Origin of the sequence: Sphingomonas lacusdianchii, from assembly GCF_022664395.1 — a bacterium.
GTDB lineage: Bacteria > Pseudomonadota > Alphaproteobacteria > Sphingomonadales > Sphingomonadaceae > Sphingomonas > Sphingomonas lacusdianchii.
In genome coordinates this window covers 226,772-253,769 of record NZ_JAKRET010000001.1, presented here as the reverse complement: position 1 = coordinate 253,769, position 26,998 = coordinate 226,772, and the positions used below count along the sequence as shown (strand labels likewise).

Here is a 26,998-nt window from a genome sequence, read left to right as displayed (position 1 = left end):
ACGGCCTGGAACGCCCCGCCAGCGACATAATCCGCGTCCGTTGACCCTCCGAACCCACGGAAACCTTCTCATGCGCAAACATCTGTTCCTCCCCTTGGTCCTCCTCGCCAGCGTCGCCGCCTCCCCGGCGGGCAATCCGCAATTCGAGGGCGCCGATCCGCATGCGATGTTCATCGGCAACGAACTCTGGGTCTTCCCGACCGGCGGCCCCGGCGGCAGTTGGGCCGCCGACCGGTTCGGCGCCTTCTCGACCCGCGACCTGAAAAACTGGCGCCCGCGCGGCGAACTGATCCGCCGCGATCAGATCGGCTGGATCAAGGATGACGGCGCACCCGAACATTTCCTGTGGGCGCCGGGCGTCGCCACGCGCAACGGCAAATATTATCTCTATTTCTCGGTCGGCCCGCAGAACCCCACCCCCAGCCGGATCGGCGTCGCCGTCGCCGACCGGCCGGAGGGGCCGTATCGCGACAGCGGTCGTCCGCTGGTGACCGGGGGGCAGGGGTTCGAGGCGATCGATCCCATGGTCTTCAACGACGCCCGCTCGGGGAAAAGCTATCTCTATGCGGGCGGCAGCGCCGGTTCGAAGCTGCGCGTCTGGGAACTCAAACCCGACATGGTGACCATCGCGCGCGAAGTGCCGGTCGCCAACCCGCCGCAATTTACCGAGGGCGCCTTCCTGCATGAACGCGGTGGCACCTATTACCTGTCGTACAGCCATGGCCGCTTCAACGGCCCCAGCTATTCGGTCCATTATGCCACCGCGCCCTCGCCGGTCGGTCCGTGGAAATATCGCGGCGCGATCCTGACCAGCGATGCGACGCACAAGGGGCCGGGGCATCACAGCTTTGTGAAGGCGCCGAACGGCCAATGGCTGATCGTCTATCACCGCTGGGAAAACCCGCAGGGCGCCGAACCCTATCGCGGCGAACGGCAAGTCGCGGTCGACCGGGTCCGCTATGCCCGCGACGGGCGCATCCTGCCGATCCGAATGACCGACGGGGCCGCCGCACCGACGCTGGCGGCCCGGTAGGGTGTGATCCGCTTGCGGAGAAGCGGCACTGCCCTGATCCGGCTTGGCCGGATCAGATTCTAAGATCTTACGGTTTGCCCGGGGCGGCGGGCTGCGGCTCCGCAGCGGGCGGGGCAGGGGTCGGATTGTTCATCGCCTGCACTTCGGCGGCGGTCTTGAAATCGAGCAGTTCGACCTGGAACACCAGATCGGAATTGGCGGGAATCGACCCGGCCTCGCGCGCGCCATAGCCGAGCGCCGCCGGAATGCAGAACCGCGCTACCGCCGTGCGGTTCATCGTCTGCAACGCTTGCGAAAAGCCGGGAATGACCTGATCGATTGGCAGCGGCGACTGCATATTCTGGTCGAACACCGCGCCGGTCGCCGCCAGATAGCCCAGATAGTTGACCAGCACGATATCGTTCGCGGCGGGCTTCGCCCCGGTGCCGGGACGCAGCACGGTATAGCCCAGCCCCGACGCGGTCTTCGCCGAACACAGCCGCTGCGCGGCCGGGACGATCGGGTTGAGCGGCAGCGGGATGATGGCGTTGTTCGGCTTCACCGCCGCCGGCTGGGTCTGGGCATGGGCGATGGGCGAAACCGCCAGCAACGGGAGGGCGACGATGCGCGCGACGCGGGACAGGATGGTCATGGGGCGCGGCTATAGGGCGGACCGCGCAGCGGCGCCACGCGTTTCCGCTGGACATCTCGCGCCGCCCGCCTAGCGTCGGGCGCCCTGCCAAAGCCGGTCGCGACGTGATCGCTATCCGCGCGTCGCTTCCCGAGGCCCAATGTCCGACCGTTTGAAGATTCTGTTCCAGCACCTCCTGCCCAAACGCCACCTGACCGGCTTCGCGGGCCGGGTGGCGCGTGCGGAATCGGCGCTGGTGACGCCGCGCCTGATCCGCTGGTTCGCGCGGCGCTATGGTGTCGACATGACCGAGGCGGCCAATCCGGACCTCAGCAGCTACAAATCGTTCAACGAATTCTTCACCCGCCCCTTGCGCGACGGCGTCCGCCCGCTCGCCGGTGTCGACTTCGTCTGTCCGGTCGACGGCGCGATCAGCCAGTTCGGGCCGATCGACGACGGCCGGATCGTCCAGGCCAAGGGGCATTGGTTCAATACGGTCGAATTGATTGGCGGCGACGCCACCCTTGCCGAACCATTCCAACGTGGCAACTTCGCCAACTTATATCTCTCGCCCCGCGACTATCACCGCCTGCACATGCCCTGCGACGGCACGCTCTCGCGGATGATCTACGTCCCCGGCTCGCTCTATTCGGTAAACCCGGTCACCGCCCGCGGCGTGCCGAACCTGTTCGCCCGCAACGAACGGGTCGTCTGCTTCTTCGACTCGCCGGAAAACGGTCGCGTCGTCATGGTGTTGGTCGGCGCGACGATCGTCGGCAGCATGGCGACCGTCTGGCACGGCGTCGTCAATCCGAAACGCTCTGGTCGGATCGCCGAATGGACCTACGCTCCCGGCCAAGTCACGCTGAAACAGGGCGAAGAAATGGGCCGTTTCCTGCTCGGCTCGACCATCGTGATGCTGTTCGAACCCGGCCGGATCGCCTTCAATCCCGACTGGGCGCCGGAACGCCCGGTCCGCCTAGGCGAAGCGATGGGCACCCGCCCGGTTTAGCGTCCGGGTCTCCGGCACCGGCGTCAGCGCCGGACGACCGTCGAACCACGCCACCAGATTGTCGACCACCAACTGCCCCATCGCCGCCCGCGTCGCGACCGACGCCGATCCGATATGCGGCAACAGCACGACGTTCGGCATCGCCAGCAGTGCCGGTGGCACGCGCGGTTCGTCCTCGAACACGTCCAGCCCGGCGCCACCGATCGTGCCGTCCTGCAACGCCGCTACCAGCGCCGCTTCATCGACCACGCTGCCCCGAGCCACGTTGATCAGCACGCCCTCGGGCCCCAGCGCCGCCAATACCGCCCCGTCGATCAGGTGCCTGGTCCCGCTATTGCCCGGCACGATCGCGATGACGACGTCCGATGCCGCCGCCAGCGCGACCGGCGTTTCATAATAGCAGTAGGCGACCCCGTCCTGCCGCGACCGACCATGATAGGCGATCGCCACGTCGAACGCCTCTAGCCGCCGCGCGATAGCCTTGCCGATCGCGCCCAGCCCGACGATCCCGACCCGCCGCCCGCGCAACGTCGGCGAAAGCGGGAAGGGGCCGGATGGCCACCGCCCCGCCCGGACGAAGGCGTCCGCCTGCGGAATGCGGCGCAGCGTCGCGAGCAGCAACCCGATGGTCAAGTCGGCGACCTCGTCGTCAAGCACGCCCGGCGTGTTCGTGACAACGACGCCCCGCGCGGCCGCAGCCTTTGCGTCGACATTATCGTAGCCGACGCCGAAGCTGGCGATGATCTCCAGCGCGGGCAGCCGGTCGAGCCACGTCGCGTCGATCGTACCCGCCAGCGTCGTCGCGGCAAGCCCGACGATATCCGGGCCGACCTTCGTCAGAAACGCATCGCGATCGTCCTGCTGCCACAACCGGTGCAACGTGAACCGTTCGTCGAGCGCTACGACGACGCCATCGGAAAGCGGCGCGGGCATCAGTATCGGTGGTTTGGCCATGCGGCGGTGTAGCATGGCAAAAGGCGGTGCCGATGCGAAAACTGGTGGACGCACTTGGGCTCGAACCAAGGACCCGCTGATTAAGAGTCTCAAGATCAGTTCTGGGCTAGGTTACGCTACGCTACGCTGTAGCCGCAAAAGTTCTTTGATTACCGTTGCTGCGAGTGCGGTTGCCTACGCTAAGCATTGTCATGCATCGCCGTAACCTGCTACTTGCGTGCTACTTGAATCGGAGTAGGTAGCATGAAAGCGAAGCTGACAGTTCGGGGGATTGAATCGGTCAAGCCCGGTTTGGCTGACATAATCATTTGGGATAGTGAGCTAGCTGGGTTCGGTTGCAAAGTGACCCCAAGGGACAAGCGATCCTAGTTCCTCTATTATCGAACAAAGGAAGGGCAGCAGCGTCGCCCGACAATTGGTGTGCATGGCCCAATGCGGCCCGAAGCTGCGCGCGAGATCGCACGCCGTTGGCTTGCCGACGTAGCGCAAGGAAAAGACCCATCCGAGGCACGGAAGAAAGATCGTACTGCCTTGACCGTACGAGACCTATGCACACGCTATATGTCCGAGCACGCGGAAACCCGGAAAAAAGATAGTTCCATTCGGAACGATCGACGTTTGATCGACGCCCATATTATTCCTGCCCTCGGCTCGAAGAAAGTAGCGTCCGTTACCCGCGCCGATATTGCAGGACTCCATCATGCCCTTCGAGCGACGCCGTACGAGGCGAACCGAATGCTGGCGATGGCGAGTAAGATGTTCGGCCTAGCGGAGCGGTGGGGCCTGCGGCCGGATCATTCTAACCCTGCCAAGAACATTGATCGATACCGGGAGCACAAGAGAGAACGCTATCTGACCAATGCCGAGGTTGCGCGGCTATGGCAGGTACTGAACTCGGATGCCGCCACCGCAAAGGCCTCACCAGCAGCGATCTCCGCAATAAAGCTGTTGATGCTGACCGGGCGGCGGTTGAACGAGGTGCTGGGGCTGAAATGGGCGTGGGTTGACCTAGACGCCAAGGTGTTGCGGTTGCCGGACACGAAGAATGGTGCATTGCTGGTATCCCTTGGGGATGCCGCCGTGTCCGTGCTCGGCGAACTGAAAGCGAGCGGTCGCGATGACAACTACGTCATCGCGGGGCAGCGCAAGGGCGCGCCGCTGGTCAACCTGCAAAAGCCGTGGCGGGCGCTCCGTGCCCTGGCAGGGCTGCATGACGTTCGCATCCATGACCTACGCCATACGTTCGCCAGCATCGGCGCCGGCATGGGCATGTCGCTCCACATGCTCGGGCGTTTGCTGGGGCACACGCAAGCCGCAACGACCAGTCGCTATGCACATCTTGCACAGGACCCCGTGCGAACCGCCGCCGACGCGATCGGCGCTGAGCTGATGCGGCTGGTCGTTGCAAGCGATCAAGCTCCCATCTAGCCCCCACATTGCCCAAGCCAAAATTTGACCTGCTTTTGCAATTCGGTTCCTTGTGTCTGCACCGCGTTGATCTGATCCATAGAAGACGTTCCTCGCAGCGAGTTGCCCAAGTCAGCAAGCGATACAGAACCTCCGTTAGCATCAAGCCTTGCGACATTTGACGTGAAGACAGCGCGAGCAGACTTCGAGTATGCGAAGAACGCTTTGCCTACATCGCCGCCAAACCGGTTCTTAGCATTATATGATCCGCATATCAGCGGCGTCTTCGTCCCGTCCTCTGTCAGCGCGGATTGAGGCTGACCGACCTCAAATTGAGCCGACGCCGGATCAATCAAAGACGCACGGATAATCCTTTTCGCTTCGGCTACATCGACCGTATCCCGCCGCTGCGAGGCGCTGCCTTTCTGACCACTTGGAGCGGCTTGTACAGCGTAGCTGGTTTATAGGAATGCGACGGCTGCAACCCTCGCCCGAACCAACCGCTTTCGACCTTCAGTTCTCATGTGCTTCTCCCCTTTTTCGGGAGCGCTGCCCGGCTGAAGCCGGGCGTGGTAATCCTTGCACGTGGCACAAGGCGCGGACGCCTTTGGGCCGAAACCTTGGACATGCGCGCCCGCCGCCCGGCCACAGAAGCAGTGACCGGCCCACGTTCGTCTGAGGATTACCAGCCCCCACGCTCAGGACATACCAAGCGTGCGTTCTTAGTCGCACGTCCAACATGCCGCGCAACGCGGCGGACAACAACCTTCGACTCTGCCTATCGACGGAACGCAACGGTTCGACTCAACGGCAGGGTGGTTGCCCAACAACCAGTAGCGGCGGGCAGCGGCGGTCGTCAGTGCCGTGCGTAACCAGTCGCACAAGGATTACTCCAGATGACAACCGCCCGTATGCTCCGTGAGACAGATGCCGCCGATTATCTCGGCCTTGCCCCTAAGACCCTGGCGCGGTGGCGCTGGGCTGGGAAAGGTCCGGCATTTCATAAACTCGGCTCGGCCGTGCGCTATTCGGTCCAAGAACTCGACTTGTATATCTCTGGCGCGACGGTTGAACGATGAACGCTATTTCTTCCGCCGCCGCCGACTATGCCGCGCGTGGTTTCCCTGTGCTGCCGTTGAAGCCAGGGAGCAAGCATCCTGCCACCCGTCACGGAAAGAATGACGCCACGACTGATGCCGGACAGGTGTCGAGCTGGTTCCCTCCTGACACCGACCGCAACGTCGGCATCGTGACCGGCGAACAGTCGCGGCTGATCGTGGTCGATATTGACCCGCGCAATGACGGCGACGCCGGTTTCGATCGGCTGGAACGCACCTATGGCAAGCTGCCCGACACTCTTCGCGCCAAGACGGGCGGCGGCGGGGGGCATCTGTACTTCCGCGTTCCGGCCGGGACGGACGGGCTGAGTGATCGGCCCAACGTGGCGAGCTACCGGGGCGTTGACGTGAAGGCGGGCGGGTATGTTGTCGCTGCTCCCAGCATCCATGAGTCCGGCAAGGCCTATGCTTGGGAGAGCGACACGCCGATTGCCGACGCGCCCGATTGGCTGATTGACCTTGCACGCGGCGACAAGCGCATCAAACCGGCCGCTTCGCCGCCCAGCAACGTTATCGCCGAGGGCGGGCGCAATAGTGCCTTGTGCAGCCTCGCTGGGGGGCTCCGCGCCAAGGGGCTTGGCGAAGAAGCCCTCCGGGTGGCGCTGCTCGCGGAAAATGAGGTGCGGTGCAATCCCCCGCTGGACCCGGAAGAAGTTGAGCGCATCGCGCGGAGCGTTGCGCGATACGCTCCTGAGTCCCGGCATCCCGAAAGCGACGTAGGCAACGCGCGCCGATTGGTTGATGCGCTGAGCGGCAAGGCACGGTTCGACCATGCAAGCCGAGCATGGTTCACGTTTGATGGCCGATACTGGCGACGCGATGCTGACGGAGCGATCATCCGTGAAGCGAAGAGCGTGGGCGACGGGCTGCTGGCTGAGGCTCAGGCCATCAATGACCATGACAGCCGCAAGCGGCGGATCGCTTTTGCTCTCAAGTCGCAGGCGAGCACACGCGTTCGGGCGATGGTGGAATTGGCACAATCTGAACCGGGCATCCCGGTCGCGGCTGATGCCTTCGACCGTCCCGCTCACCTGTTGAACGCCCGCAATGGCACGATCGACCTTCGATCCGGGGAGCTGCTGCCGCACGACGCGGCACACCTTCTGTCGCGAATGATCGACATTGACTACGCCCCCCATGCGACCTGCCCAACATGGGAGCGGTTCGTGTCCGAGGTATTCCAAAACGACGCCGAGCTGATCGAGTTCGCTCACCGTGTTATCGGCTACTGCGCGACCGGCGAAACGCGGGAGCAACTGTTCCTGATCCTGCATGGCGATGGCGCAAACGGCAAATCGACGCTGCTCAAGGCCATCTCTGATGCGCTTGGACCGTATGCTAGCCATACGCCAACGGAAACGTTGACCGTCCGCAACGGCGGCCAAAGCAACGACGTTGCTCGGCTCATGGGCGCTCGGTTCGTCACGGCTTCCGAAGCCGACTCGCACCAGCGTCTCAACGAGGGCTTTATCAAGCAAGTGACCGGCGACGAGCCCATCACCGCGCGATACCTCTACGGCGAGTTCTTTACCTTCCAACCGGTCTTTAAGCTGGCGCTGGCAACGAATGCGCTGCCCGCCGTCAACGGTGCTGACCCCGCTCTTTTCCGTCGCCTGCGCTTGATCCCGTTCAGCCGGGTATTTTCCGCCGCCGAGCAGGACAAGGGGCTAGGTGTGAAGCTCGCTAGCGAGCTGCCCGGCATTCTTGCGTGGATCGTTCGAGGCGCGGCCAAATGGTATGCGAACGGGCTGACCACGCCTGCCGCCGTGCTGCACGCAGGCGCAGAGTTCCGGGCGGACTCGGATACGGTGGGTGCCTACATCGAGGATCGCTGCGAGCTGGCAGTGGGCGAGGTGATCCAGGCGAGCCACCTTTTCGGCGACTACCGCCGCTTCACCGACAACGCGGGACGGGAGCCGCTGAACCAGACTGCTTTTGGTCGCGCCCTAACGCGACGCGGCATCCCCGCTGAGAAGCGGGGCGGGTCGGCATACCGCGTTGGCATCAAACTTCGTTCAATCGCAGCGTAGGAGAACACCATGTCAAACACCTCCCACACCTACATGTCGCTAATGGAGATGGGCAGGGCGGCGGCGCTCGCCCACGGCCTGCTCATCGTAGGCGACGCGAACTGCGCTCCCCAGGAGCGTTTCCGTGGGCGCGCTAAGCGGATCACCTTGGCTGATGGAACCCCTGCTTTGATCTACGTCGGGCCATGTTGGCGAGACGAGTGGATCATCTCCATCACGCTTTGGCCAACTCCAGATGCGGAGGAGCATGTATCCACCAGTGCGGCGAACGCCCGTGCTGGTGAGGTATTCGCTTGGGGCTGGCTTAACCGCTGGCAGTATCATGGTCGCGCCATCGGCATCGAGCGGTTTCATGATGCCCGCGCCTATGTCGCGCCTGCCCGCATGGGTGAACTTGCCGTGCTTCTGGCGAGCCATGTTCCGGCAGCTTGACGGGGCAGGACGGTCGGACGGTTCAGGACGGCTTGGAGGCTTCTGCAAGACCTACCTGTCTGACGTGGCCACCTGCTCGGCTACATACAGAAACCATCCTGAACTGTCCTTCCGTCCTATGGGAAAAAGAGCCGCATGGAGGGCGCCACCGTGGCGACGTGGTTTCAGTGACCAATTCACACTCAGAACGAGCGCTTAGGGTCGAAGGCGAATTGTGGCAGCCGGTTCGCCCGCCCAAGCGAGGGCAGGACCGAACGGCGTTCTATGCCTTCATGCTTCTGCCCGGCCTATCGCTGTCCTTTTACGCGGCGGCGCTTGGCCGCTCCCGTTCTTCTGTTTCAGCCTACCGGGCGGCAGCGATCGAAGCGTCGCGATCTGACCCGGCAATTACGGCAGCCGTGGACGCAGCCGTTCGGGCCATGCGAGCCGAACACGGCCTGCAAATGGCGCGTGTCAGGGGCAAGGCTCAACTCCCAAGCTGGTCGCGGCTCGCGATAGGCGACTACCGAAAGCGCGGCTTTACTCGTCGCGAGATTGCCGCCGCTTTTCGCTGTTCTCCCGGTACGGTCGCCAACGTGCTTCAGGGGAAAGGCGTAGCCTTCGCTCTTTTCACGGGTGAACGCCGTCTCACCCCCTCCCAAGCGCACCCGTCTGGCAAATGGAGTTCGGTTAAGCGCATCGCTTCTACATTGGTAAAACGGTGCGAAGTCGATGCTCAGCCAGGCACGGTGTAACGGAGTGAATTCATAAGCTCACCTTTAACTTTCTATCGATTGCGCGCATTTGGTATTACCCTGCCTAATACCTTGTCGATCAGGGCTTGGGCGTCGTAACTTAGCTGTCCGCTCTCCTCGGTCTCAATTAGGTCGCTAGGGAAATGTGTTTTGTACCACTTCGTTTTCTGGTCGCGGTCCGCGAGATAGCTCACATCAGTTAGCAGACCCCAATGCTCCCAGAAAATGCGTTCGCCGCCGACGCGAAGCGTAAAGTCCGGCAGGTAGAAGGTACCATCTTCGGCGTAAAGCGGCTCCTCATATGTAAAAGGGATACCCGCCTGATGCAGGAGGTTGGCAATAATGACTTCGGATTTCGAGCGGACCATGTCGCCGCTCAAAGCTTCGTGAATTTTGCCGCTTTCATACCAACCGTCCCTGTTCAGTAGCCGGTCATCGACGGTTCTGAAGTTCCCAAAGAGTGAGGAGGAGACGAGCAGGCTCTGGGAGTTCTCACGCCGCCGTGAATCGAGCAAGGGCTCGACGTTGCCTTGCACGTAAAGTCGGCAATGGGCCTGAGCGCGCGTAAGCGCCGTATAGAGCAACTCGGTTGAAAGCGGGCGGCGGGAAGCTGGCAACACCACGAACGTTCGTTCGAACTCACTTCCCTGCGACTTATGGATCGAGATTGCGTAAGCGAGCTCCAGGTTGCCTTCAACGCTCTCGAACGCCAACCTCCCCGCCCGATCCGTTGGTAAATCGCGTCCATAATTTACGCAGATTTTGCCTTTGCGCGCATATTTCACCTGAAAGCGCTTCAGTCGCTTTTTGCTGTATCCTGAAAACACCTTTTTCAGGTCTGCACGATCGAAATTATGCGGCTCAACGTATCCGATCTCACCGTTGAATAGCTCGACCTTACAAGCCTTCTTCTGATCGAAATCGTAGGCCCATAGCCCTCTTCGCGATGTTCGATTTTGGATCTGAATGACCTTATCGTTTAGCGTGATGCCGTCGAGCGCGCCGACCCGATCCATCAAATTATTAGTGAGAACCGATTGAAGCTTCACGTTAAGCGCATCGACGCCGTGCAACTCGCCGCGATGGGGTGTCAGCACCTGAAGCCGTTCAGGCCGGTTCTGCATGACCTCGTTGCGCCATGATTTGTAGAGTGGATCCCCATCATCGCCAGGAGGAAGCATGGCGGTCAGGTCGGCGAGGATGCTGTCCACCAGATCATCTGCAGTATTCCAATAGGTAATGTTCAAATCCTGATCGATCTGCCCACCTTCATGCGCCTTTTGAAGCAACTGCTCGGCTGCGGCAGACGTCTGGTCGCCCTGCGCGCTGGGATCGACGAGAAATAGCTCGGCGAAACCAAGGATGCCTTCGCCACGTCCATCCAGCCGATTTTCCATCTGGCGCATGTTGGTTTCAAGCACGGCCAGATTGGCGGCATGTTGCCCGCGCAGCCACTCGATCACGTCCGAGAACACGCGCCCGCGCCCGATCGGCGGTAGCTGATTGTGATCGCCCACGAGGATCAGGCGCTTCACATTCTGCCATTCAATTGCCCGAAAGAACGTCGCAGCAAGTTGCAGGTCCAGCATCGACGTTTCGTCGATGATGATAGTGCCCTCAAGGTCTGAGCGTTTCCCGCCTTTCCGCTTGAAGGTCAGATTATCATTCAACCAGCCATTCGACGCCAAGAAGGAATGGATCGTCGATACATCGACACCGGCAATGTTGTGCTTCTCGAAAACGGCACGAACCCGATCTGTCGCCTTGCCGGTCGGCGTCATGACATGAACGGGAGCGCCCACGCCTTCAACGTGCCGCAACCCGTTCACGATCGCCCGTATGATTGTGGTCTTTCCGGTACCCGCGCGGCCGGAAATAATCGAGAGCGGCAATCGGAAGATCTGCGCGCACTGGTCCGCCTGGGACTGAACAGCCTTGAGGTAGTCGTCGCCCCCCTTCTTCGCGAGGTTGGACTTATCGTCCGAGACTGCACGGAGCCAGAAGCCGTTTGGGACAGGGCGTTGCAGCGCGATTGGGGGCCTGTCGAACAGGCTCGTCAGTGTTCGCTCCACTGTCCGCTCATCATCATGAACCGGCATGAGATAGAGGTAGAGCCGATCAGCCTCGCTCCGAAGCACAAGCGACTTCTCAAGGTCTTCGCGGTCGACCTCGAAATAGCGCATGTTGAAGCTGTGTCGCTTCCATTCCGGCAGTCGATCCAGACGCGCGTTCACCTCTTTCAGCACGGTGTCTGCTGGGCGGAAGGTCTGATTAGGCTCTCTCCGCAGCTGTTCTGAACACAGCGAGCGGAAGCGCCGCGGGTCATCAAGCTGCATGTCGCAGAGCGGTTCAGCGCCTAATTCGGGGGAAGGGAATACACCGCGATCAACGGTGCTCCACGGGATGATATCATCAGGCCCTTCGCCAACGAACAACTCGCACAACAAATAGGGATCGTCCGTCAGCTCGCTTAGACTGTCGGGGAGGCCATGCGCTGACCGCTTTTCACCGGTGATGGATTGCAGCTGATCGATATAGAGATCGACCCGAACCGCGACATTTTTGAGGAATTCGCGAACATCGTCCTCGAGTAGTCTCCACGCGCGGGATGCTTGCTTTGCAGCGGTGCCTGAGAGGTTGAGTTCCGGGCACTCCACCCCTCTTTCCAATGCCTCAAAGAATAGCGCGAACGCCCGCTTCTCCTCGCTCGCATCACAAAGCAGCTTGGCTGGCGCTATGCAGTTCTCTGCCTTCAGCAGGTCCATGACGGTAAGAAGGCCGGGATACAAACCGCGCCGCTGCCACAACCGTGCAATCTGCACCTGAACCCACTTCTCGCGCGCGATCCAGTCTTCGTTGATATCGCCGATCGCCTTCAACCGCGCGATCACCCCGAGTAGCTGCTCCAGCATTCCGATCGTCGTGTCATCAGTGAGGTGACGCGCGCCATATTTGCAAGTTGCCGGGTGCTCAGGCGTGGCGAGGATCGATTCGAGAATATCGGGCTGATCGCGATAGGCGTGATAGGGGATGCGGAACCCCTCATCCGGGTAGTGAGACGTAACATTCCGCGCCCAGATCATCCCGCTCGCATACTTCTCCCGCACATAGTCAGACGGGTTGTTGTAGAAGAGCGGCTTACCGACCTCTTTCACGCGCGAGACGCCAACGATCACATATTTTGGATCATTCTCGTCGGTGAATGGGTTGGAGTGGTTGGCATAGTAGAAGATCAGGCTTTCGTCGTCTTCCAGTTCGTCGAAAAAGGCCTCTGCGCCCGTTCGCCGCTTGTCATTGTCCAAGCGTCCATCGGTATAGACTTCATCGTTATACATCGCCTCGTAAGGCCAGACGCAGACCGTGGCGGCGGGTATGTCCCATTCTTCACGCTCCGCGCCGCCGTAGAAGAAGTCGGGTGGATTGGAGAAGCCGCGAATGGCGTCCGGCCCAAAGGCGTTGATGCTGTAGATGCACGGTGGCAAATCCTCGCTGGCCAACTTGCAGACCGCCTTGCCCGCGCAGGCGCTTTCCCGCTCAAGGTCACGTTCGCGGTGAATGACGTCGCCGGGATATGACCTCAAACCCACGCAGTAGGTGTTCTGCTCAGGCTTTGCGCAGATGCGCCCGTTCCAGCCGTCGTCATGCCATGCAACGCGCGCAGTAAGATGAGTTGTCATGCAGCCTCTTGCTCCTAGTCAGCAGCCACCCGCGCGTTAACCTCGGCATGCAGCGCCCCGATCTCCGCGAAGTGAGGGTGATCGGCGAACTCGGAGATGTCGAAGCGAGCGCAGAAATGAAGATCGATCAGGGACATATATCCGCCGTGGATCAGCACCTCACGGACTTGGTCTGAGGCGTCGATATGCTCGCGTTCTTCGGGATCGGCGGATTCAGTCAGGAAGCGCTTATAGCCTTCGACAATGATCGCTTCGCTATGATCCTGAATCTCCGTGACGATGCGGAGCGTTTCGTGGACTTTGGCAGCAAGCTCAGCCTCGGTGGCGAAGAAGATATTGCCGTTAGAATGTGCAGTATCGTTCCGATCCTTCACCAGTTTAGTGTAGGTACCGATCTTACCGTTGTCGCATTGGATGAGCTTCAGGAAGCGCATCACGTTGCTCTCGCTGACGATGTGGAAGGTGAAGGGGCTGGTCGCGGCCAGCAAGTCCCGCTCCATATCCTTAGTGAAGCCGATCAGCGCAGTGGCGAAATGGTCTGGTCTGATCTGCTTAATCTGCCAGATGTTGAAATAGACGAAGCACATGGTGAGCATGTGGTAGGCGAGGAAGGCGAACTGATATTTACCGCTGGCGCAGTTGTCGTTGAACGCCTCCCACAGAAATCGGACATACTCCTCCTCCTTCGCCGTTCGGTAGGAGATCGGCAGAAAACCTTCGAGCTGCCCTGCCACGTCGATCATGCTGCGGCTGCCTCGCCGGCATCGCTCCAGACGCGCGCAATGGCGGCTTCGATTTTCTTGTTGAAGCGTTCGATGAGTTCGCGGTTGGCATTGACCAGTGCCTGCTCGGCTTCGATTTCAGCAACTATGGCCTGCTGGGTTTCGGGGGGGGGCAGGGCCACTCGGTAATCTTTGAGCAGGCTGAAGTGGCGTCGATAGCCATCCGTCGGAAGTGGGTAAGCTTGAAGATAATATGCGAGGTAAGCTGCGCTCAAATTGCCGGTTGGTTTCAAAATTTTGATGCCGTCCGCACCTTGCACGAACGGTTGATCGACGAATTTGATGACGCACGTATGGTCACCGAACACCACCAATCCATCAGCAGGGTCGATCACGGCATCGGCGCTGTCAGTCCAACCCGCAATGAACTCTTGGGATTGGTCAATGATTGGAAACGTGCCGGCTTCCTGATAAGCGCCGGTTTGCAGCTTTGCAGGTGGCGTCACCGCTGTAACGATTTCCTTGATGGCGCTAACTGGCCAGGTCGCGTCGATGAAAATGTGAGGGCGGTAGTTTTCGAGAACGGCGCGCGCTCCGTCGACGACCTTCTGATAGCCCTCAATCTCCGCCACAATCTCTCGTTGTATCTCGAGCGGCGGCAGGGGGATTTCGAAGCGTTCAACGAAATCTCGGGGCACACGTTGAAGCCCGCCTGTGCCCGTCATGTTGGCGACGGCCGGTGTACGGAAACTCGGGTGCGTCACGCAATGATAAACCCATTGAGCGAGAACTTGCTCGCCAGGACGAAGAACGTAGAACTCGCTTGACCCGAAGCCGATGCCGTTGGTCAGACCTCGCGCAATTCCAGCTTTCCCATTCTCGAAGCACGGTGTGACTTTCGCCAGCAATACGTCGCCATCAGCAAAGTAAGTGTAGCCGGCGCTCACTTCGCCAAGTAGCTTTGATTCGTCGCTAACGAAATTGATCCGGTGTTCATTTAGCACCGCCATCGGAACGAACGAGACCATAGTCTCAGGGTTCAGGTCACCAATTTTCGATTTGCGCGGATTAATGACGCAGATATCGCCGATCGGAACGCGTGGAACAACAAACTCAGCCGGTGCTGTCTCACGGTACCGTTCCCCGCTCAGATTGTATTGCCCGTCCTCACCGATCCGCGCCTTCTCGACCGCTAAGCCAAGCGACGAGTTCAGCACCGCCTCACCGCCGCCGCGCGTGACCTTTAGCCAAGCGCCAAGCTCGGCTTTGACCTGCGGCAACTGGCTGCCCTTCATCGTGCGACGCTGTGCACCAAGGCCGAAGCCGTCATTTTCAATCTTGAAAAAGGCAATGTTCTCGCTGGCCTTGGCCACCGAACGGTCAAGGATCAGGATTGACGTCTTCACGCCCGAATATGGGTTGAACACGCCCGCGGGCAGCGAGATCACAGCGGCCAGATAGTTGTCTTCCACCAGCATCCGCCGCAGGTCGCAATAAGCGCTCTGGCTCTGGAAAATGATGCCTTCGGGCACGACGATGGCCGCACGCCCATTGGGGTTAAGGTGCTCGGCGATGTAATCGACGAACAGCACCTCGCTGCGCTTCGACTGGACGCCAAACCGGTTGTGCGGCTTAATTCCGCCTTTTGGCGACATAAACGGGGGGTTGGCGAGGATCACGTCCGCCGTTTCGGCCCAGCGATCATCGCTGGTGAGCGTGTCATATTCCTCCACGTTCGGATCGGCGAAACCGTGAAGGTAGAGGTTCACGAGGCTAAGCCGCACCATGTCGGGGGAAATGTCATAGCCCCTGATATTGCCCGCGAGCCGCGCGCGATCGTCCTGGGTCAGCATGTCGCCAGCATAACGCAGCGGGCTATCAATCGTAGCTTCCGACGCATCGACCTCCGCGCCATGCCCATTGCCGCCGTTCGCCTCGGTCGAATTCGATTTGAGGATATGCTTGTATGAGGAGATCAAAAATCCGGCGGTGCCGCACGCCGGATCGAGAATCACCTCATCCTTTTTCGGGTCGATGATCTCGACCATGAAATCAATGATGTGGCGCGGCGTACGGAATTGACCGGCATCACCTTGGCTACCCAGCACCGACAGCAGATACTCGAACGCATCGCCCAGCCGCTCGCTGTGATCATAGGTGAAGCCGTTAATCTCGCGCAGGAATCCGCGCAGTGTCTCGGGGTCGCGATAGGGTAGGTAGGCGTTGCGGAAGATCGAACGGAACAGCTCGGGAATGCCCGGATTCTCGACCATCTTAGTCAAGGCCTCGGTGTAGGTGTTCAGCATCTCCTGCCCGCCGACACCGGGGGCGAGCAGCTTGGCCCAGCGATAGCGCTCATACTCGCCGGTGAAGAATTTGCGGTCGAAGCCCACCTCCTCGGCTTCGAGGTCCATATCGTCCATGAATTTGTAAATCAGGGCGATCGTGATCTGCTCGACCTGGCTCTTGGGATCGGGCACCTTACCGACCAGAATGTCACGGCAGGTGTTGATGCGGCGCTTGGTATCGGTGTCTAGCATGGAGCGTCTTTAAGGAAGGAATGGGTTAAAGGACACATAGTCCTTGATGTATTCGGGGATGCGCTTAACCCACTCTTTAGGAACGGCTTTCAGGTCCTTCATACCGAAAATCGGATTGACATTGAGGTCGGCGACGCGCCCGTCGTCGATGATGCGGCGGACGTTCGCATCCTTGATGTAAGCCTCGAAATAATAGCGCATTTGGGCGATGCGATCGGCCTGCTCGGGCTTTTGATCGAGGAGGAATTTTTGGAACTCGTCGTCGATCAGCTCATCGCGCGTCTTGAAACGTGGGATATGGCCGAACGCCTTCTCGATCAGCTCTCGAACGGACAGGCGACGATCCAGCCCGGCAGCGCGGCGCAGCTTGTCGAGGCTGAAGAACTCGTCGGGTTTGTCGAACAAATGCTCGACCACGCGGCGCACGGCCGCCTCCCAATTCCGTTGCTCGACCATCGCAGCGAGTGCGGCATCCTGCCGCACCAGATTCTCAAACTTCTGGAAGAGCTCGCGGTCAATCCGCATGCCTTCCGCACCGATCTGCTGCTCCTGCTGGCTGGCGATCGCATCGCCCTGAAAAGTTTCGAACCCGCGAAGGCCGGAGCGAGGAGTTTCAACTCGGTTGATGAAAGGCTGAGCTGAGGGCGCAGGCAGCGCCAGCTCCTCGTCATAGTCGAATTTCTCTTCGAAGAATTCGCAGTTGGCAAAGAAGTCGAACAGGCGGAATTGCGTCTTTTCCAGCCCAGCGATCTGCTCCTTGCGAACGGGGTCACGCATCTCCTCGGCAAAACGGTGCTTGCGCGTGCCGCGCCCCTTCATTTGCACGAAGTCAGAGGGGCTGAAGATCGGGCGCATCAACGCGAGGTTGAGCAGGTCGGGGCAGTCGTAACCCGTCGTCATCATCCCGACGGTGACGCATACACGCGCCTTGCTGGTGACGTAGTGCTCGTCAAACCCGCTGCGTCCGCCCAGATTGTTGTTGGCGAACTGGACCGTCATCGCCTGCGCATTCATGACATCGCTGGTCACCTGCATCGCGAAATCAGACTGATACTTTCCGGGCCAGATTTGCTCAGCCATTTCGTTGAGAATCTGCGCGAGTTTCGCGGCGTGGTTCTGGCTGACCGCAAAGACGATAGATTTCCCAAACTCGCCGGTCACGGGGTCGGGCAGACCGTGCTTTAGAAAGGTTTCACAGAACACGTCGTTGGTCGCTTCGGCGAAGAACTTCTTTTCGAAGTCCCGCCCGCCAAAAGCCTCTTTCACCTCGTTGCCGTTCTCGTCCGTAACATCGACCATGAAGCCCTGGTCGGAAAGCAGCTGAGTGGTGATCTCCGTCCGTGCGTCAACGACGTAAGGGTTAATCAGGAAGCCATCCCGCACGCCATCGAGCAGGGAGTAGCGGAATGTAGGCTCGCCGGTTTCGCACCCGAAGGTGCGGTAGGTGTCCAACATCATGCGGCGCTCGCTGTCGCGAGGATCGCGCGCTGGCGTGGCATGCTTGGACTGCTTGAGATAGTCTTTAGGTGTTGCAGTCAGCCCAAGTTTGTACCCAGCGAAATACTCGAACACTGCGCGAGCGTTGCCGCCGATTGAGCGATGCGCTTCGTCCGAAATGACAAGATCGAAGTCGGTCGGAGCAAACGCGCGTTGGAAATTGTCGTTGAACAGTAGCGATTGGACGGTCGTAACAACGATATCTGCCTTACGCCAATCGTCGCGCTGCTCCTTGTAGATCACGCAGGTAAAGTCGTTTTTCAGAAGCGACTTGAACGCTTTGTCCGCCTGAATCTCAAGCTCGATCCGATCGACAAGGAACAGCGCGCGGCGGGCGTTGCCGGTTTTGAGAAACAGCTTGATGATGGCCGCCGATGTGAGCGTTTTCCCAGTCCCGGTGGCCATCTCGAAAAGGAAGCGAACAGCTCCGCGCTCAACCGCACGCTGCACCGACTGAACCGCCCGGCGCTGGTATTCGCGCAGGAACCGAAGTTTGCTCTTGCCAACGAACGCTGGACGCTCGGCCTCGCTCTTCCATCCAGCCTCACTCGCGTAGTTCGGCATCTGGGTGAGGGCGATGAAATCGGTCTCTATAGGTTCGGTCGCCAACCGATGGGGGTCAGGTTGGAAGGCGTGATGATCCTTGATTGCGCCTGGGCTGGGAAACTTGGTGATTACGCTCGGGTTGCCCTGCTGCAGGTCCCACAGATAGTGAATGTTGCCATTGGATAAGATGACGAAGCGAGCGTTTTGCTCACGCGCGTAGCGCCGTGCTTGCTCCTTGGCGGATAGAGGATTCTTCCCTTCAGACTTCGCCTCCAGAACGATGAGGGGACGGCCATCGTGATCGAGCAGCAGAAAGTCGATATATCCATTCTTGACGGTCTCGAAATCTTCGCCGAGCGCATCGATCTGCGTTTCGGTGATCTTTGTATTCGGTTCGAGAACGATGTTTGCGGGTCCGCTGTCATCGTCGAAGAAGCGCCAGCCGGCTGCCTCCAAGAGCCGGTTGATCTTTATCCTTGCTGCTGCCTCCTTCGCCTTCACTCATCACCCGCCCGTTACCCGTGTTTGGTCGGTATCAGCATTCCCCTCGGAATTGACAAGCTCATACGGTGTCGCCGCCGTATGAGACATCCGCTGCTCGGCGCCTTAGCTCCATGCTCACTGCACAGCTTGCTGCCAGTGCCGCTCCCAGAGCGGTGCTGGCGAGCGCGGCTCATGGCCGTACCGGCAAAAACTTGAAAAAATATAACGGCGCCGGGATGGGCATGATCGCATTATGACTGTTCGATGGGCTTGAAAAAGGGTGTTACCCTTCCGGGCTAATGCGCCGCGCTACCTATTTGCTACCTAGCAAAACGGCCACCCCGAAGGGCGGCCGCTAAACCATTGAAAATCTGGTGGACGCACTTGGGCTCGAACCAAGGACCCGCTGATTAAGAGTCAGCTGCTCTACCAACTGAGCTATGCGTCCATTCGGACAGGTGGTGGACGCACTTGGGCTCGAACCAAGGACCCGCTGATTAAGAGTCAGCTGCTCTACCAACTGAGCTATGCGTCCGTCGCCTGCGCGATGGGGCGGGTCGGTTTGGAGCCGTTCCGCCGTTGGAGCGGCGCCTTTAGCGAACCTTGGCGGCGAAGCAAACCCTATTTTTGCCCGAGCGGAAAATAAGCGTCAGAAGCGCACCCGCTCACGGTTCTCGCGATCGATCGCCATCAGGATGCCGATACAGCCGAGCACCGTCATCTGTGCCGACCCGCCATAGCTGACCAGCGGCAGCGGGATGCCGACCACCGGGGCCAGCCCCATCACCATCATCAGGTTGATCGCGACATAGAAGAAGATCGTCGTCGCCAACCCGCCGGCGACCAGCTTCGAAAACCGCCCCTCGGCCCGCACGCCGACGCCCACGCCCCAGCGGACCAGCAGGATGAAGGCGGTGATGAGCAGCACGCCGCCGACCAGCCCCCATTCCTCCGCCATCGTCGCGAACACGAAATCGGTATGGCCTTCGGGTAGATAGTCGAGATGGCTCTGCGTGCCGTTCAGGAAGCCCTTGCCGAAAATGCCGCCCGATCCGATCGCGATCTTGGACTGGCTGATATGATAGCCGGTGCCGAGCGGGTCGCTCTCGGGGTTCAGAAAGATCAGCACACGGTTGCGCTGATAATCGTGCAGCAGGAAATTGAATGCGAGCGGGGCGGCGATCGCCACTGCCAGCGCCCCACCTGCGAACAACCGGATCGGCAGCCCTGCAAGGAACATGACGGTCAAGCCGCCGGCGGTAATCATCAGCGCCGTGCCGAGATCGGGTTGCAGCATCACCAGCACCACCGGGACGCCCAGCATCGCCGCCGCCGGCCACACCGCGCTGAACCGGCGGATTTCGCCCGCCGGTAGCAGTTCGTAGAAGCGGGCGAGCGCCAGCACGATCGCCGGCTTCATGAATTCGGAAGGTTGGACGCGGATGAAGCCGAGGTCGAGCCATCGCTGCGACCCCCCGCGCACGGCGCCGGCAAGCTCCACGAGGATCAGCATGATCGTAATGACCGCATAGGCGGGCAGCGCCAGATCGCGCCAGAAGCTCAGCCTTATGCGCGAGATGCCGATCGCGGCGAGCAGAAAGATCGCGAAGGCGATGCCCTGCCGCGACGCCCATGGCTGTAGACTGCCTCCGGCCGCCGAGAACAGCACGACCAACCCGAACCCGCCGATCGTCAGCAGCAGGAACAATACCCGCCACGGCAGTTGCGCGAGCGGGGCGGGGACGAAGCCCAGTCCGTGCGAGGTCGTCTGATTGATGCGTTTCATTCGGTGCGCTGGGTTTCGTTCGATTGGGCGACGGCGGGGTCGGGTTCGATCTGGTTGGCGACGGCCGAGTCGACGACGTTGGTCGTCGCTCCCTCGACATCGGCGGGCGTTGCGGGCACGCTCAGCACCGGCGCCTGTTGCGCGGCCTGGAAGCTGCGCCACTGCGTCGCCATGCGGGTATCGATGTCGCCGCCCCATTCGCGTTCGAGCGGTTCGAGCCGGGCCATCGCCTTGTCGCGATCGAACAGCCACGACAATATGTCGCTGGCGATCGGCGCGGCGGTATAGATATGCCCCGAATGTTCGAGCACCACCGATACCGCATAGCGCGGCGCGTTGGCCGGTGCATAGCCGATGAACAGCGAATGGTCGCGCATCTTGAACGGCAACGCACCATCGCCCAGCACGCCGGTGCGACGTTCGGCCATGGTGATGCGGCGAACCTGCGCCGTGCCGGTCTTTCCCGCCAGTTCGATCCCCGGCAGTCCCTGAAACCGCGAACGTCCGCCGGTACCGCCGCCGTTGATGACCGCCCAGGTCGCCTTGTGCACCGTGTCCAGCATCTCCGGATCGATGTTCATCGAGGGTGCGGGGCGGTGCGGCGTGTCGAGCAGAAGCCGTGGCACCACCCGTCGCCCCTGCGCGATGCGGGCGGCCATCACCGCCAGCTGCAGCGGGTTGGTCAGCACATAGCCCTGCCCGATCGACGCGTTGACCGAATCGGCGACGGTCCATTTCTGCTTGTATTTACGGAGCTTCCACGCGCTATCAGGTACCGTCCCGTAGCGTTGCGACTGGAAGGGAAGTTCAAACTCCTGTCCCAGTCCCATCGCGCGGGCGACGGGGGCGAAGCGATCATAGCCCAGTTCGCGGGCCATGGTGTAAAAGTAGATGTCGCAGCTTTGCGCTACGGCACCGACCATATCGAGCGGACCATGGCCACCGCGCTTGTGGCAGTGGAAGCGGCCGGTGCCGACTTGCAGCACCCCGGTGCAGTTGACGCGACGATGCGGGTCGATGCCGGCCTGAAGGATCGCGAGTGCATGCATCGGCTTCACCGTCGATCCCGGCGGATACAGCCCCTGCAGCGTCTTGTTCATCAGCGGAATATGGTCGTCGTCCGACAGCATCTTCCATTCGAGCCGGCCGATGCCGTCGGAAAAGCTGTTGGGGTCGTAGGCCGGCATCGACACCATCGCCAGCACGTCGCCGGTTACCGCGTCCATCACCACCGCCGACCCCGAATTGGGGCCGAGCCGCCGCGCCGCAAATTCCTGAAGGCCCAGGTCGATCGTCAGCCGGACGTTCTTGCCCTGCTTGTCGGGCCGGGTTTCGAGTTCACGGACGATCTGCCCGCGCGCGGTGACTTCGACCCGCTTGGCGCCCGCCGTGCCGCGGAGGTCGGATTCCAGCGTCTTTTCCAGACCGTCCTTGCCGAGCTTGAACCCCGGCGTCACCATCAACGGATCGCGGGTTTCCTTGAACTGCTCGGCGGTGGCAGCACCGACATAGCCGGTCAGATGCGCGACCGCCGCGCCCGGCGGGTAGCTACGCGAAAAGCCGCGGGTCGGCTGTACGCCCGGGAGTTCGGGCAGGCGGACGCTGACCGCGGCGAAGCGCTCCCAGTCGAGATTCTCGGCCACCTGTACCGGCGTGAAATTGCCGGCGCGCTTCAGGTCGGTCTGGATGCGCGCCATATCCTCGGCGGTCAGCGCCAGCAATTGCTGCAACTCGCCCAGCACCCGCGCGCCATCCTCCATCCGGTCGGGGATCAGGTCGACGCGGAAATCGGTGCGGTTATTGGCGATCGGGGCGCCGTGCCGGTCGATGATCCACCCCCGGCGCGGCGGGATCATGGTCAGGTTGACGCGGTTGCTTTCGGCGAGGAGGTTATAGCGTTCGTTCTCAGCGACCGACAGCCACGCCATGCGTGCGGCCAGCACCACGCCGACCGCCGCCTGCGCGCCGCCCAGCACCATCGCCCGCCGGGAAAAGCTGAACGCCTGTGCGGCTTCGGTGACGATCCTGCTCATTCATCCTCACGGCCCGCAAGTGCCGTACATAGCCGCGTGGCCAACGGAAACAACGCCACCGATACCACGATCTGCAACAGCAGCGCGGTATCGACATGTGCCGACAGGCTGCTCGCAAAGACCCGTCCCGCCGTGAGGCACAGCGCGATCGACCCTCCGGCCAGCAGCCAGTCCTGCCAGAAATCACGCGCGACGAGGCGCGTGTCGACAAGATCGAGCATCAGGGAACATATTTGCCATAACAACGCCGCGCTGCCCAGCGGTTGTCCACTCACCAGATCGTCGAACAGGCCGAGCGGTGCCGCTGCCCAGACCGGCAGCGCACCGGGTTTGAACAACCGCCACCCGAGGAACATCAGCAACCCGAACGGCGGCAGGAACGGCACCGACGCCACCACAGGGATGAGCGTCATCAGCGATCCGGCCATAATGCTCAGCACCGCCTTGCGTGTCAGGACGCGATCGTTGCGATCGTCGTCGGGCCCCAGCAGCTTCATTCGGCGGCGGGCTTGGGACTGGGCGTGGCGGTCGGGGTCGGGCGGGGGACGGGTGGTTGCAGGTACGCCCGCTCGACCAGCGCGAAGTCCAGCGCGTCCGGTTCGGCAAAGACCCGCGCCGGTGCCACGTCGCGCTGGCTGCGCGATACGCGTGCAACCGGGATTCCCGGTGGATAGATGCCGCCGGTACCCGACGTGACGAAGACGTCGCCCGCCAGCAGCGGCGCATTGACCACGCCCGCCGTGCGGACCTCCACCTGTCCGTTGCCCAGTCCCGCGACGATCGCCGACAGCCCGTCGCGCGTCCGGCGGACCGGCACGATACTTTCGGGGTCGAGGATCAGCAGGACGCTGGCGGTGTTCGGACTGGTTTCGACCACGCGGCCGATCAGGCCGTCGGGGCCGCGAACCGGCTGTCCGCGCAATACGCCTTGGGATGACCCGGCATTGAGCGTCGCGTAGCGGCGCGTGCTGCTGGCCGAACTGTTGACCAGCCGTGCGGCGACCACCGGCGATGCCGAACGGTCCCGCAAGGCGAGCAGCGTCCGCAGTCGCGCATTCTCGCGGTTGAGCGACCGCGCCTGCATGAGATAGCGTCGTGTCGCGGCCTCACGCGCGCGCAACCGGCGGTTCTCATCGACCGCGCCGAAATAGTCGCCGATGCCGCGCGGCACCGCCGACACCCCGTCCCACGCCCAGTCGAGCCCGGCGGAAACCGGCGTCGTCGCCTCGCGCACCGCGCCGCGGAACACGGCGAAGGCCCGCGGATCGATAATGGAGATCAGCAACAGGATGGCACCGACGAGCGCGCCGCTGGCCGCCAGCACATAGCCGGCGAACACCGTATATTGCGCCCGCCGCGAAAAGCCCGGACGATGGTTGCGTGGCGGCGCCATGCCCCCGGACCCCTATGTCAGACGGCGAGCAACACGCCCTTGTAGATCGGATCCTCCAGCGCGCGACCGGTGCCCAGCGCGACGCAGGTCAGCGGATCTTCGGCCACCGTCACCGGCAGGCCGGTTTCGTCGCGCAGCACCTCGTCGATGCCCTGCAACAGCGCGCCGCCACCGGTCAGCACGATGCCCTGATCGACGATGTCGGCGGCGAGTTCGGGCGCAGTGTTTTCGAGCGCGATGCGCACACCCTCGACGATCGCGGCGACCGGTTCGGACAGCGCCTCGGCGATCTGGCCCTGGTTGATCTGAATTTCCTTGGGCACGCCATTCACGAGGTCGCGGCCCTTGATGTAGATGAGCGTGCCGATGCCGTCGGCCGGCGGCTTGGCGGTGCCGACTTCCTGCTTGATCCGTTCAGCGGTCGCTTCGCCGATCAGCAGATTGTGGTTGCGGCGGACATAGCTGACGATCGCTTCGTCCATCTTGTCGCCGCCGACCCGGACCGACGTCGAATAGGCGAGGCCCCGCAGCGACAGCACCGCGACTTCGGTCGTACCGCCGCCGATATCGACGACCATCGACCCGATCGGTTCGGTGACCGGCATGTCGGCGCCGATCGCGGCGGCCATCGGCTCCTCGATCAGCCACACCTGGGACGCACCGGCGTTCGACGCGGCGTCGCGGATCGCGCGGCGTTCGACGCTGGTCGACCCCGACGGCACGCAGATCACGATCTGCGGCCAGCGGATGAAGCGACGCTGGCCATGCACCTTCTGGATGAAGTGCTTAATCATCTGTTCGGCGACGTCGATGTCGGCGATCACGCCATCGCGAAGCGGGCGAATCGCCTCGATCGAACCCGGCGTCTTGCCCATCATCAGCTTGGCGTCGTCGCCGACCGCCTTGACCCGCTTGACCCCGTTCAGCGTCTCGACCGCCACCACCGACGGTTCGTTCAGCACGACGCCCCGACCGCGCAGATACACCACCGTGTTGGCGGTGCCGAGGTCGATCGCCATATCATGCGACATGAACTTGAAGAAACGCGAGAAGGCCATCGATACTTCCGTCCTTGTCCGCGTGTCCCGACGCGGCGGTTCGCAGCTTGTACCTCGACCCGTCCGATCGGCCCCTTGTTGAGATGGTGGCTGATCGGTTGCCAAATGGCGGTTGCGGGTCGCGGGATGGCGCCGCTTGGGCTAGAGCGACCCCCATGTCAATACGCCGTCTCCCCGAGCATCTCGTCAACCGCATCGCTGCCGGGGAAGTGGTGGAACGCCCTGCTTCCGCGCTGAAAGAACTGGTCGAGAACGCGATCGACGCCGGGGCGACCCGCATCGGCGTCCGGATTGCTGCCGGCGGTATTGATTTGATTGAGGTTAGTGACGACGGCTGCGGCATGTCGCCGGACGATATGGCCCTTTCGCTCGAACGCCATGCGACCTCGAAGCTGCCCGACGACCGGATCGAGGCTGTGACCACGCTCGGCTTTCGCGGGGAAGCGCTGCCCTCGATCGCGAGCGTCGCGCGGCTGGCGATCGAAAGCCGCCCGGCGGGTGCCGAGGGCTGGCTGCGCACCGTCGATAATGGCGAAGTGGTCGAGAATCGACCCGCCGCCCTTCCGCCGGGCACTCGCATCCGCGTGGAAGGGCTGTTCGCGCGCGTGCCGGCACGGCGCAAATTCCTGCGGTCGACGCGCTCGGAATTCGCCGCCTGCGTCGACCAGGTCCGGCGACTGGCGATGGCGCGCCCCGACATCGCCTTCTCCCTCGAACATGATGGGCGTCGCGTGCTGGGGGTGCAGGCGGGCGAGTCGCGCCCCGAACGGGTCGCGGCGCTGACCGACCGCGCGCTGGCCGCGAATTCGGTCGGCCTCGACTGGGAGCGCGAAGGCATGCGGCTGGGCGGCGTCGCCGGTCTGCCGACCTTTCATCGCGGCGTCGCCGACCACCAATATCTGTTCGTCAACGGCCGCCCGGTGAAGGACCGGCTGCTGTCAGGCGCAGTGCGCGGTGCCTATGCCGAGATGCTGGCGCGCGATCGCCATGCGGTGGTGGCACTGTTCCTCGACGTCGATCCCGACCTGATCGACGTGAACGTCCATCCGGCCAAGACCGAGGTGCGCTTCCGCGATCCGGCGGCGGCACGCGGACTGATCGTCGGCGGTCTGCGGCGGGCACTCGATGAAGCAGGATTTCGCGCGGTGCAGCGACCCGCCGAGGAAGCGATGGCGGCATGGACGTCGGAGCCGATTGCGCCGCCCACGCCGTCCGCACTAACGCTGCCCCCGCTGGCGGAGGCGATGGCGTCGTCGGGCTTCAGCTTCCACGAACGTCGCCCGACCTTCTTCGCGCCGCCGCCACAGGCGCGGGCCGAGGTCGCGGTCGAACCGCCGCCCGCCTCGACGCAATTCCCGCTCGGCGCGGCGCGTGGCCAGGTGGCGCGCACCTATATCGTTGCCGAGGCCGAGGACGGGCTGGTGCTGGTCGACCAGCACGCCGCGCATGAACGGCTCGTGCTCGAACGGATGCGCGCGGCAATGGCAAAAGGCGGCGTCGCGCGACAGGCGCTGCTGATCCCCGAGGTGGTCGAACTGGACGAAGTCGCCTGCGACGCGCTGGAGGACAAGGCCGGGGAACTGGCCGAATTCGGGCTGGAGCTCGAACGCTTCGGCCCGCGCGCGATGCTGGTGCGTGCCGTCCCGGCGGTGCTGGGACAGGGCGACGTCATCAGCCTCGTCACCGATCTCGCCGATGAGATTCGCGCGCACGATGCGGCGCTGTCGCTCAAGGAACGCATCGACCACGTCGCCGCGACCATGGCCTGTCACGGATCGGTTCGCGCCGGGCGGATATTGTCGGTGGCCGAAATGAACGCGCTGTTGCGCGAGATGGAAGTCACGCCACATTCGGGCCAGTGCAACCATGGCCGCCCGACCTGGATCAAGCTGGCCCATGGCGATATCGAAAAGCTGTTCGGCCGGAAATAGGA

At 62.1% G+C, this 26,998-nt stretch carries 19 protein-coding genes, 2 tRNA genes and 1 pseudogene; 9 read left to right on the top strand and 13 right to left on the bottom strand.

Going from position 1 to position 26,998, the window contains the following annotated elements:
- Positions 1-70 precede the first annotated feature (70 nt).
- Positions 71-1,033 carry a family 43 glycosylhydrolase gene (locus MF607_RS01190; RefSeq protein ID WP_242115573.1) on the top strand — a complete coding sequence of 321 codons (963 nt, stop codon included), beginning with the start codon at positions 71-73 and terminating at the stop codon, positions 1,031-1,033.
- A gap of 67 nt (positions 1,034-1,100) precedes the next feature.
- Here the strand turns inward: MF607_RS01190 and MF607_RS01185 are convergent, their stop codons facing one another.
- The gene (locus tag MF607_RS01185) at positions 1,101-1,664 is read right to left on the bottom strand and encodes an FKBP-type peptidyl-prolyl cis-trans isomerase (RefSeq protein WP_242115572.1); all 564 of its coding nucleotides are present in this window, start codon (positions 1,662-1,664) and stop codon (positions 1,101-1,103) included.
- Positions 1,665-1,803: 139 nt separating this feature from the next.
- Here MF607_RS01185 and asd point away from each other — a divergent pair, with 139 nt between their 5' ends.
- A complete protein-coding gene (asd, locus tag MF607_RS01180) occupies positions 1,804-2,655 on the top strand; it encodes an archaetidylserine decarboxylase (RefSeq protein ID WP_242115571.1) in 852 nt (283 codons plus the stop codon).
- On the opposite strand, the gene MF607_RS01175 is transcribed toward asd, so the two are convergent.
- Positions 2,623-3,609: a 2-hydroxyacid dehydrogenase gene (locus tag MF607_RS01175; protein ID WP_242115570.1), complete on the bottom strand. Its 987-nt coding sequence runs from the start codon at positions 3,607-3,609 to the stop codon at positions 2,623-2,625. The genes asd and MF607_RS01175 overlap by 33 nt on opposite strands.
- 387 nt (positions 3,610-3,996) lie before the next feature.
- On the opposite strand from MF607_RS01175, the pseudogene MF607_RS23025 reads away from it, so the two are divergent.
- From MF607_RS23025 to MF607_RS01150, 6 genes and pseudogenes are all read left to right on the top strand, one after another.
- Positions 3,997-4,293 (top strand): annotated as a pseudogene (locus MF607_RS23025) (integrase arm-type DNA-binding domain-containing protein); the annotation flags it as partial.
- Between the two features lie 51 nt (positions 4,294-4,344).
- Positions 4,345-5,037: a tyrosine-type recombinase/integrase gene (locus MF607_RS01170; RefSeq protein WP_431311887.1), complete on the top strand. Its 693-nt coding sequence runs from the start codon at positions 4,345-4,347 to the stop codon at positions 5,035-5,037.
- An 875-nt stretch (positions 5,038-5,912) separates the two neighbouring features.
- Positions 5,913-6,095 (top strand): helix-turn-helix transcriptional regulator, encoded by a 183-nt coding sequence (locus MF607_RS01165; protein ID WP_242115568.1) that lies wholly within the window; start codon positions 5,913-5,915, stop codon positions 6,093-6,095.
- Positions 6,092-8,164, top strand: coding sequence for a phage/plasmid primase, P4 family (locus MF607_RS01160; RefSeq protein WP_242115567.1), 2,073 nt, complete (start codon positions 6,092-6,094; stop codon positions 8,162-8,164). Before MF607_RS01165 ends, MF607_RS01160 begins: the two co-directional genes overlap by 4 nt.
- 9 nt (positions 8,165-8,173) lie before the next feature.
- A complete protein-coding gene (locus MF607_RS01155; RefSeq protein ID WP_242115566.1) occupies positions 8,174-8,596 on the top strand; it encodes a hypothetical protein in 423 nt (140 codons plus the stop codon).
- A gap of 167 nt (positions 8,597-8,763) precedes the next feature.
- The gene (locus MF607_RS01150; protein ID WP_242115565.1) at positions 8,764-9,330 is read left to right on the top strand and encodes a hypothetical protein; all 567 of its coding nucleotides are present in this window, start codon (positions 8,764-8,766) and stop codon (positions 9,328-9,330) included.
- A gap of 32 nt (positions 9,331-9,362) precedes the next feature.
- Here the strand turns inward: MF607_RS01150 and MF607_RS01145 are convergent, their stop codons facing one another.
- From MF607_RS01145 to MF607_RS01095, 11 genes are all read right to left on the bottom strand, one after another.
- Entirely contained in the window at positions 9,363-13,007 is a 3,645-nt protein-coding gene (locus tag MF607_RS01145; RefSeq protein WP_242115564.1) for an AAA family ATPase, read from the bottom strand.
- A gap of 14 nt (positions 13,008-13,021) precedes the next feature.
- Entirely contained in the window at positions 13,022-13,750 is a 729-nt protein-coding gene (locus MF607_RS01140; protein ID WP_242115563.1) for a hypothetical protein, read from the bottom strand.
- Positions 13,747-16,269, bottom strand: coding sequence for an N-6 DNA methylase (locus MF607_RS01135; RefSeq protein ID WP_242115562.1), 2,523 nt, complete (start codon positions 16,267-16,269; stop codon positions 13,747-13,749). Before MF607_RS01135 ends, MF607_RS01140 begins: the two co-directional genes overlap by 4 nt.
- A 9-nt stretch (positions 16,270-16,278) precedes the next feature.
- Positions 16,279-18,813: a DEAD/DEAH box helicase family protein gene (locus tag MF607_RS01130; protein WP_242115561.1), complete on the bottom strand. Its 2,535-nt coding sequence runs from the start codon at positions 18,811-18,813 to the stop codon at positions 16,279-16,281.
- A 354-nt stretch (positions 18,814-19,167) separates the two neighbouring features.
- Positions 19,168-19,243 (bottom strand) — tRNA-Lys (locus tag MF607_RS01125).
- Between the two features lie 11 nt (positions 19,244-19,254).
- Positions 19,255-19,330, bottom strand: a tRNA-Lys gene (locus tag MF607_RS01120).
- A gap of 114 nt (positions 19,331-19,444) precedes the next feature.
- Positions 19,445-20,581, bottom strand: a complete 1,137-nt coding sequence (gene rodA / locus MF607_RS01115; protein ID WP_242115560.1) for a rod shape-determining protein RodA — start codon at positions 20,579-20,581, stop codon at positions 19,445-19,447.
- Positions 20,578-22,614, bottom strand: coding sequence for a penicillin-binding protein 2 (mrdA, locus tag MF607_RS01110; RefSeq protein ID WP_242115559.1), 2,037 nt, complete (start codon positions 22,612-22,614; stop codon positions 20,578-20,580). Before mrdA ends, rodA begins: the two co-directional genes overlap by 4 nt.
- Positions 22,611-23,111 (bottom strand): rod shape-determining protein MreD, encoded by a 501-nt coding sequence (mreD, locus tag MF607_RS01105; protein ID WP_242115558.1) that lies wholly within the window; start codon positions 23,109-23,111, stop codon positions 22,611-22,613. The genes mrdA and mreD overlap by 4 nt, the downstream gene beginning before the upstream one ends.
- Positions 23,108-24,007, bottom strand: coding sequence for a rod shape-determining protein MreC (mreC, locus tag MF607_RS01100; RefSeq protein ID WP_242115557.1), 900 nt, complete (start codon positions 24,005-24,007; stop codon positions 23,108-23,110). Before mreC ends, mreD begins: the two co-directional genes overlap by 4 nt.
- Before the next feature lie 17 nt (positions 24,008-24,024).
- Complete coding sequence (locus MF607_RS01095) at positions 24,025-25,065, bottom strand: rod shape-determining protein (RefSeq protein ID WP_056451917.1); 1,041 nt, start codon at positions 25,063-25,065, stop codon at positions 24,025-24,027.
- Between the two features lie 155 nt (positions 25,066-25,220).
- On the opposite strand from MF607_RS01095, the gene mutL reads away from it, so the two are divergent.
- Positions 25,221-26,996, top strand: a complete 1,776-nt coding sequence (gene mutL / locus MF607_RS01090; protein WP_242115556.1) for a DNA mismatch repair endonuclease MutL — start codon at positions 25,221-25,223, stop codon at positions 26,994-26,996.
- Positions 26,997-26,998: the final 2 nt, after the last annotated feature.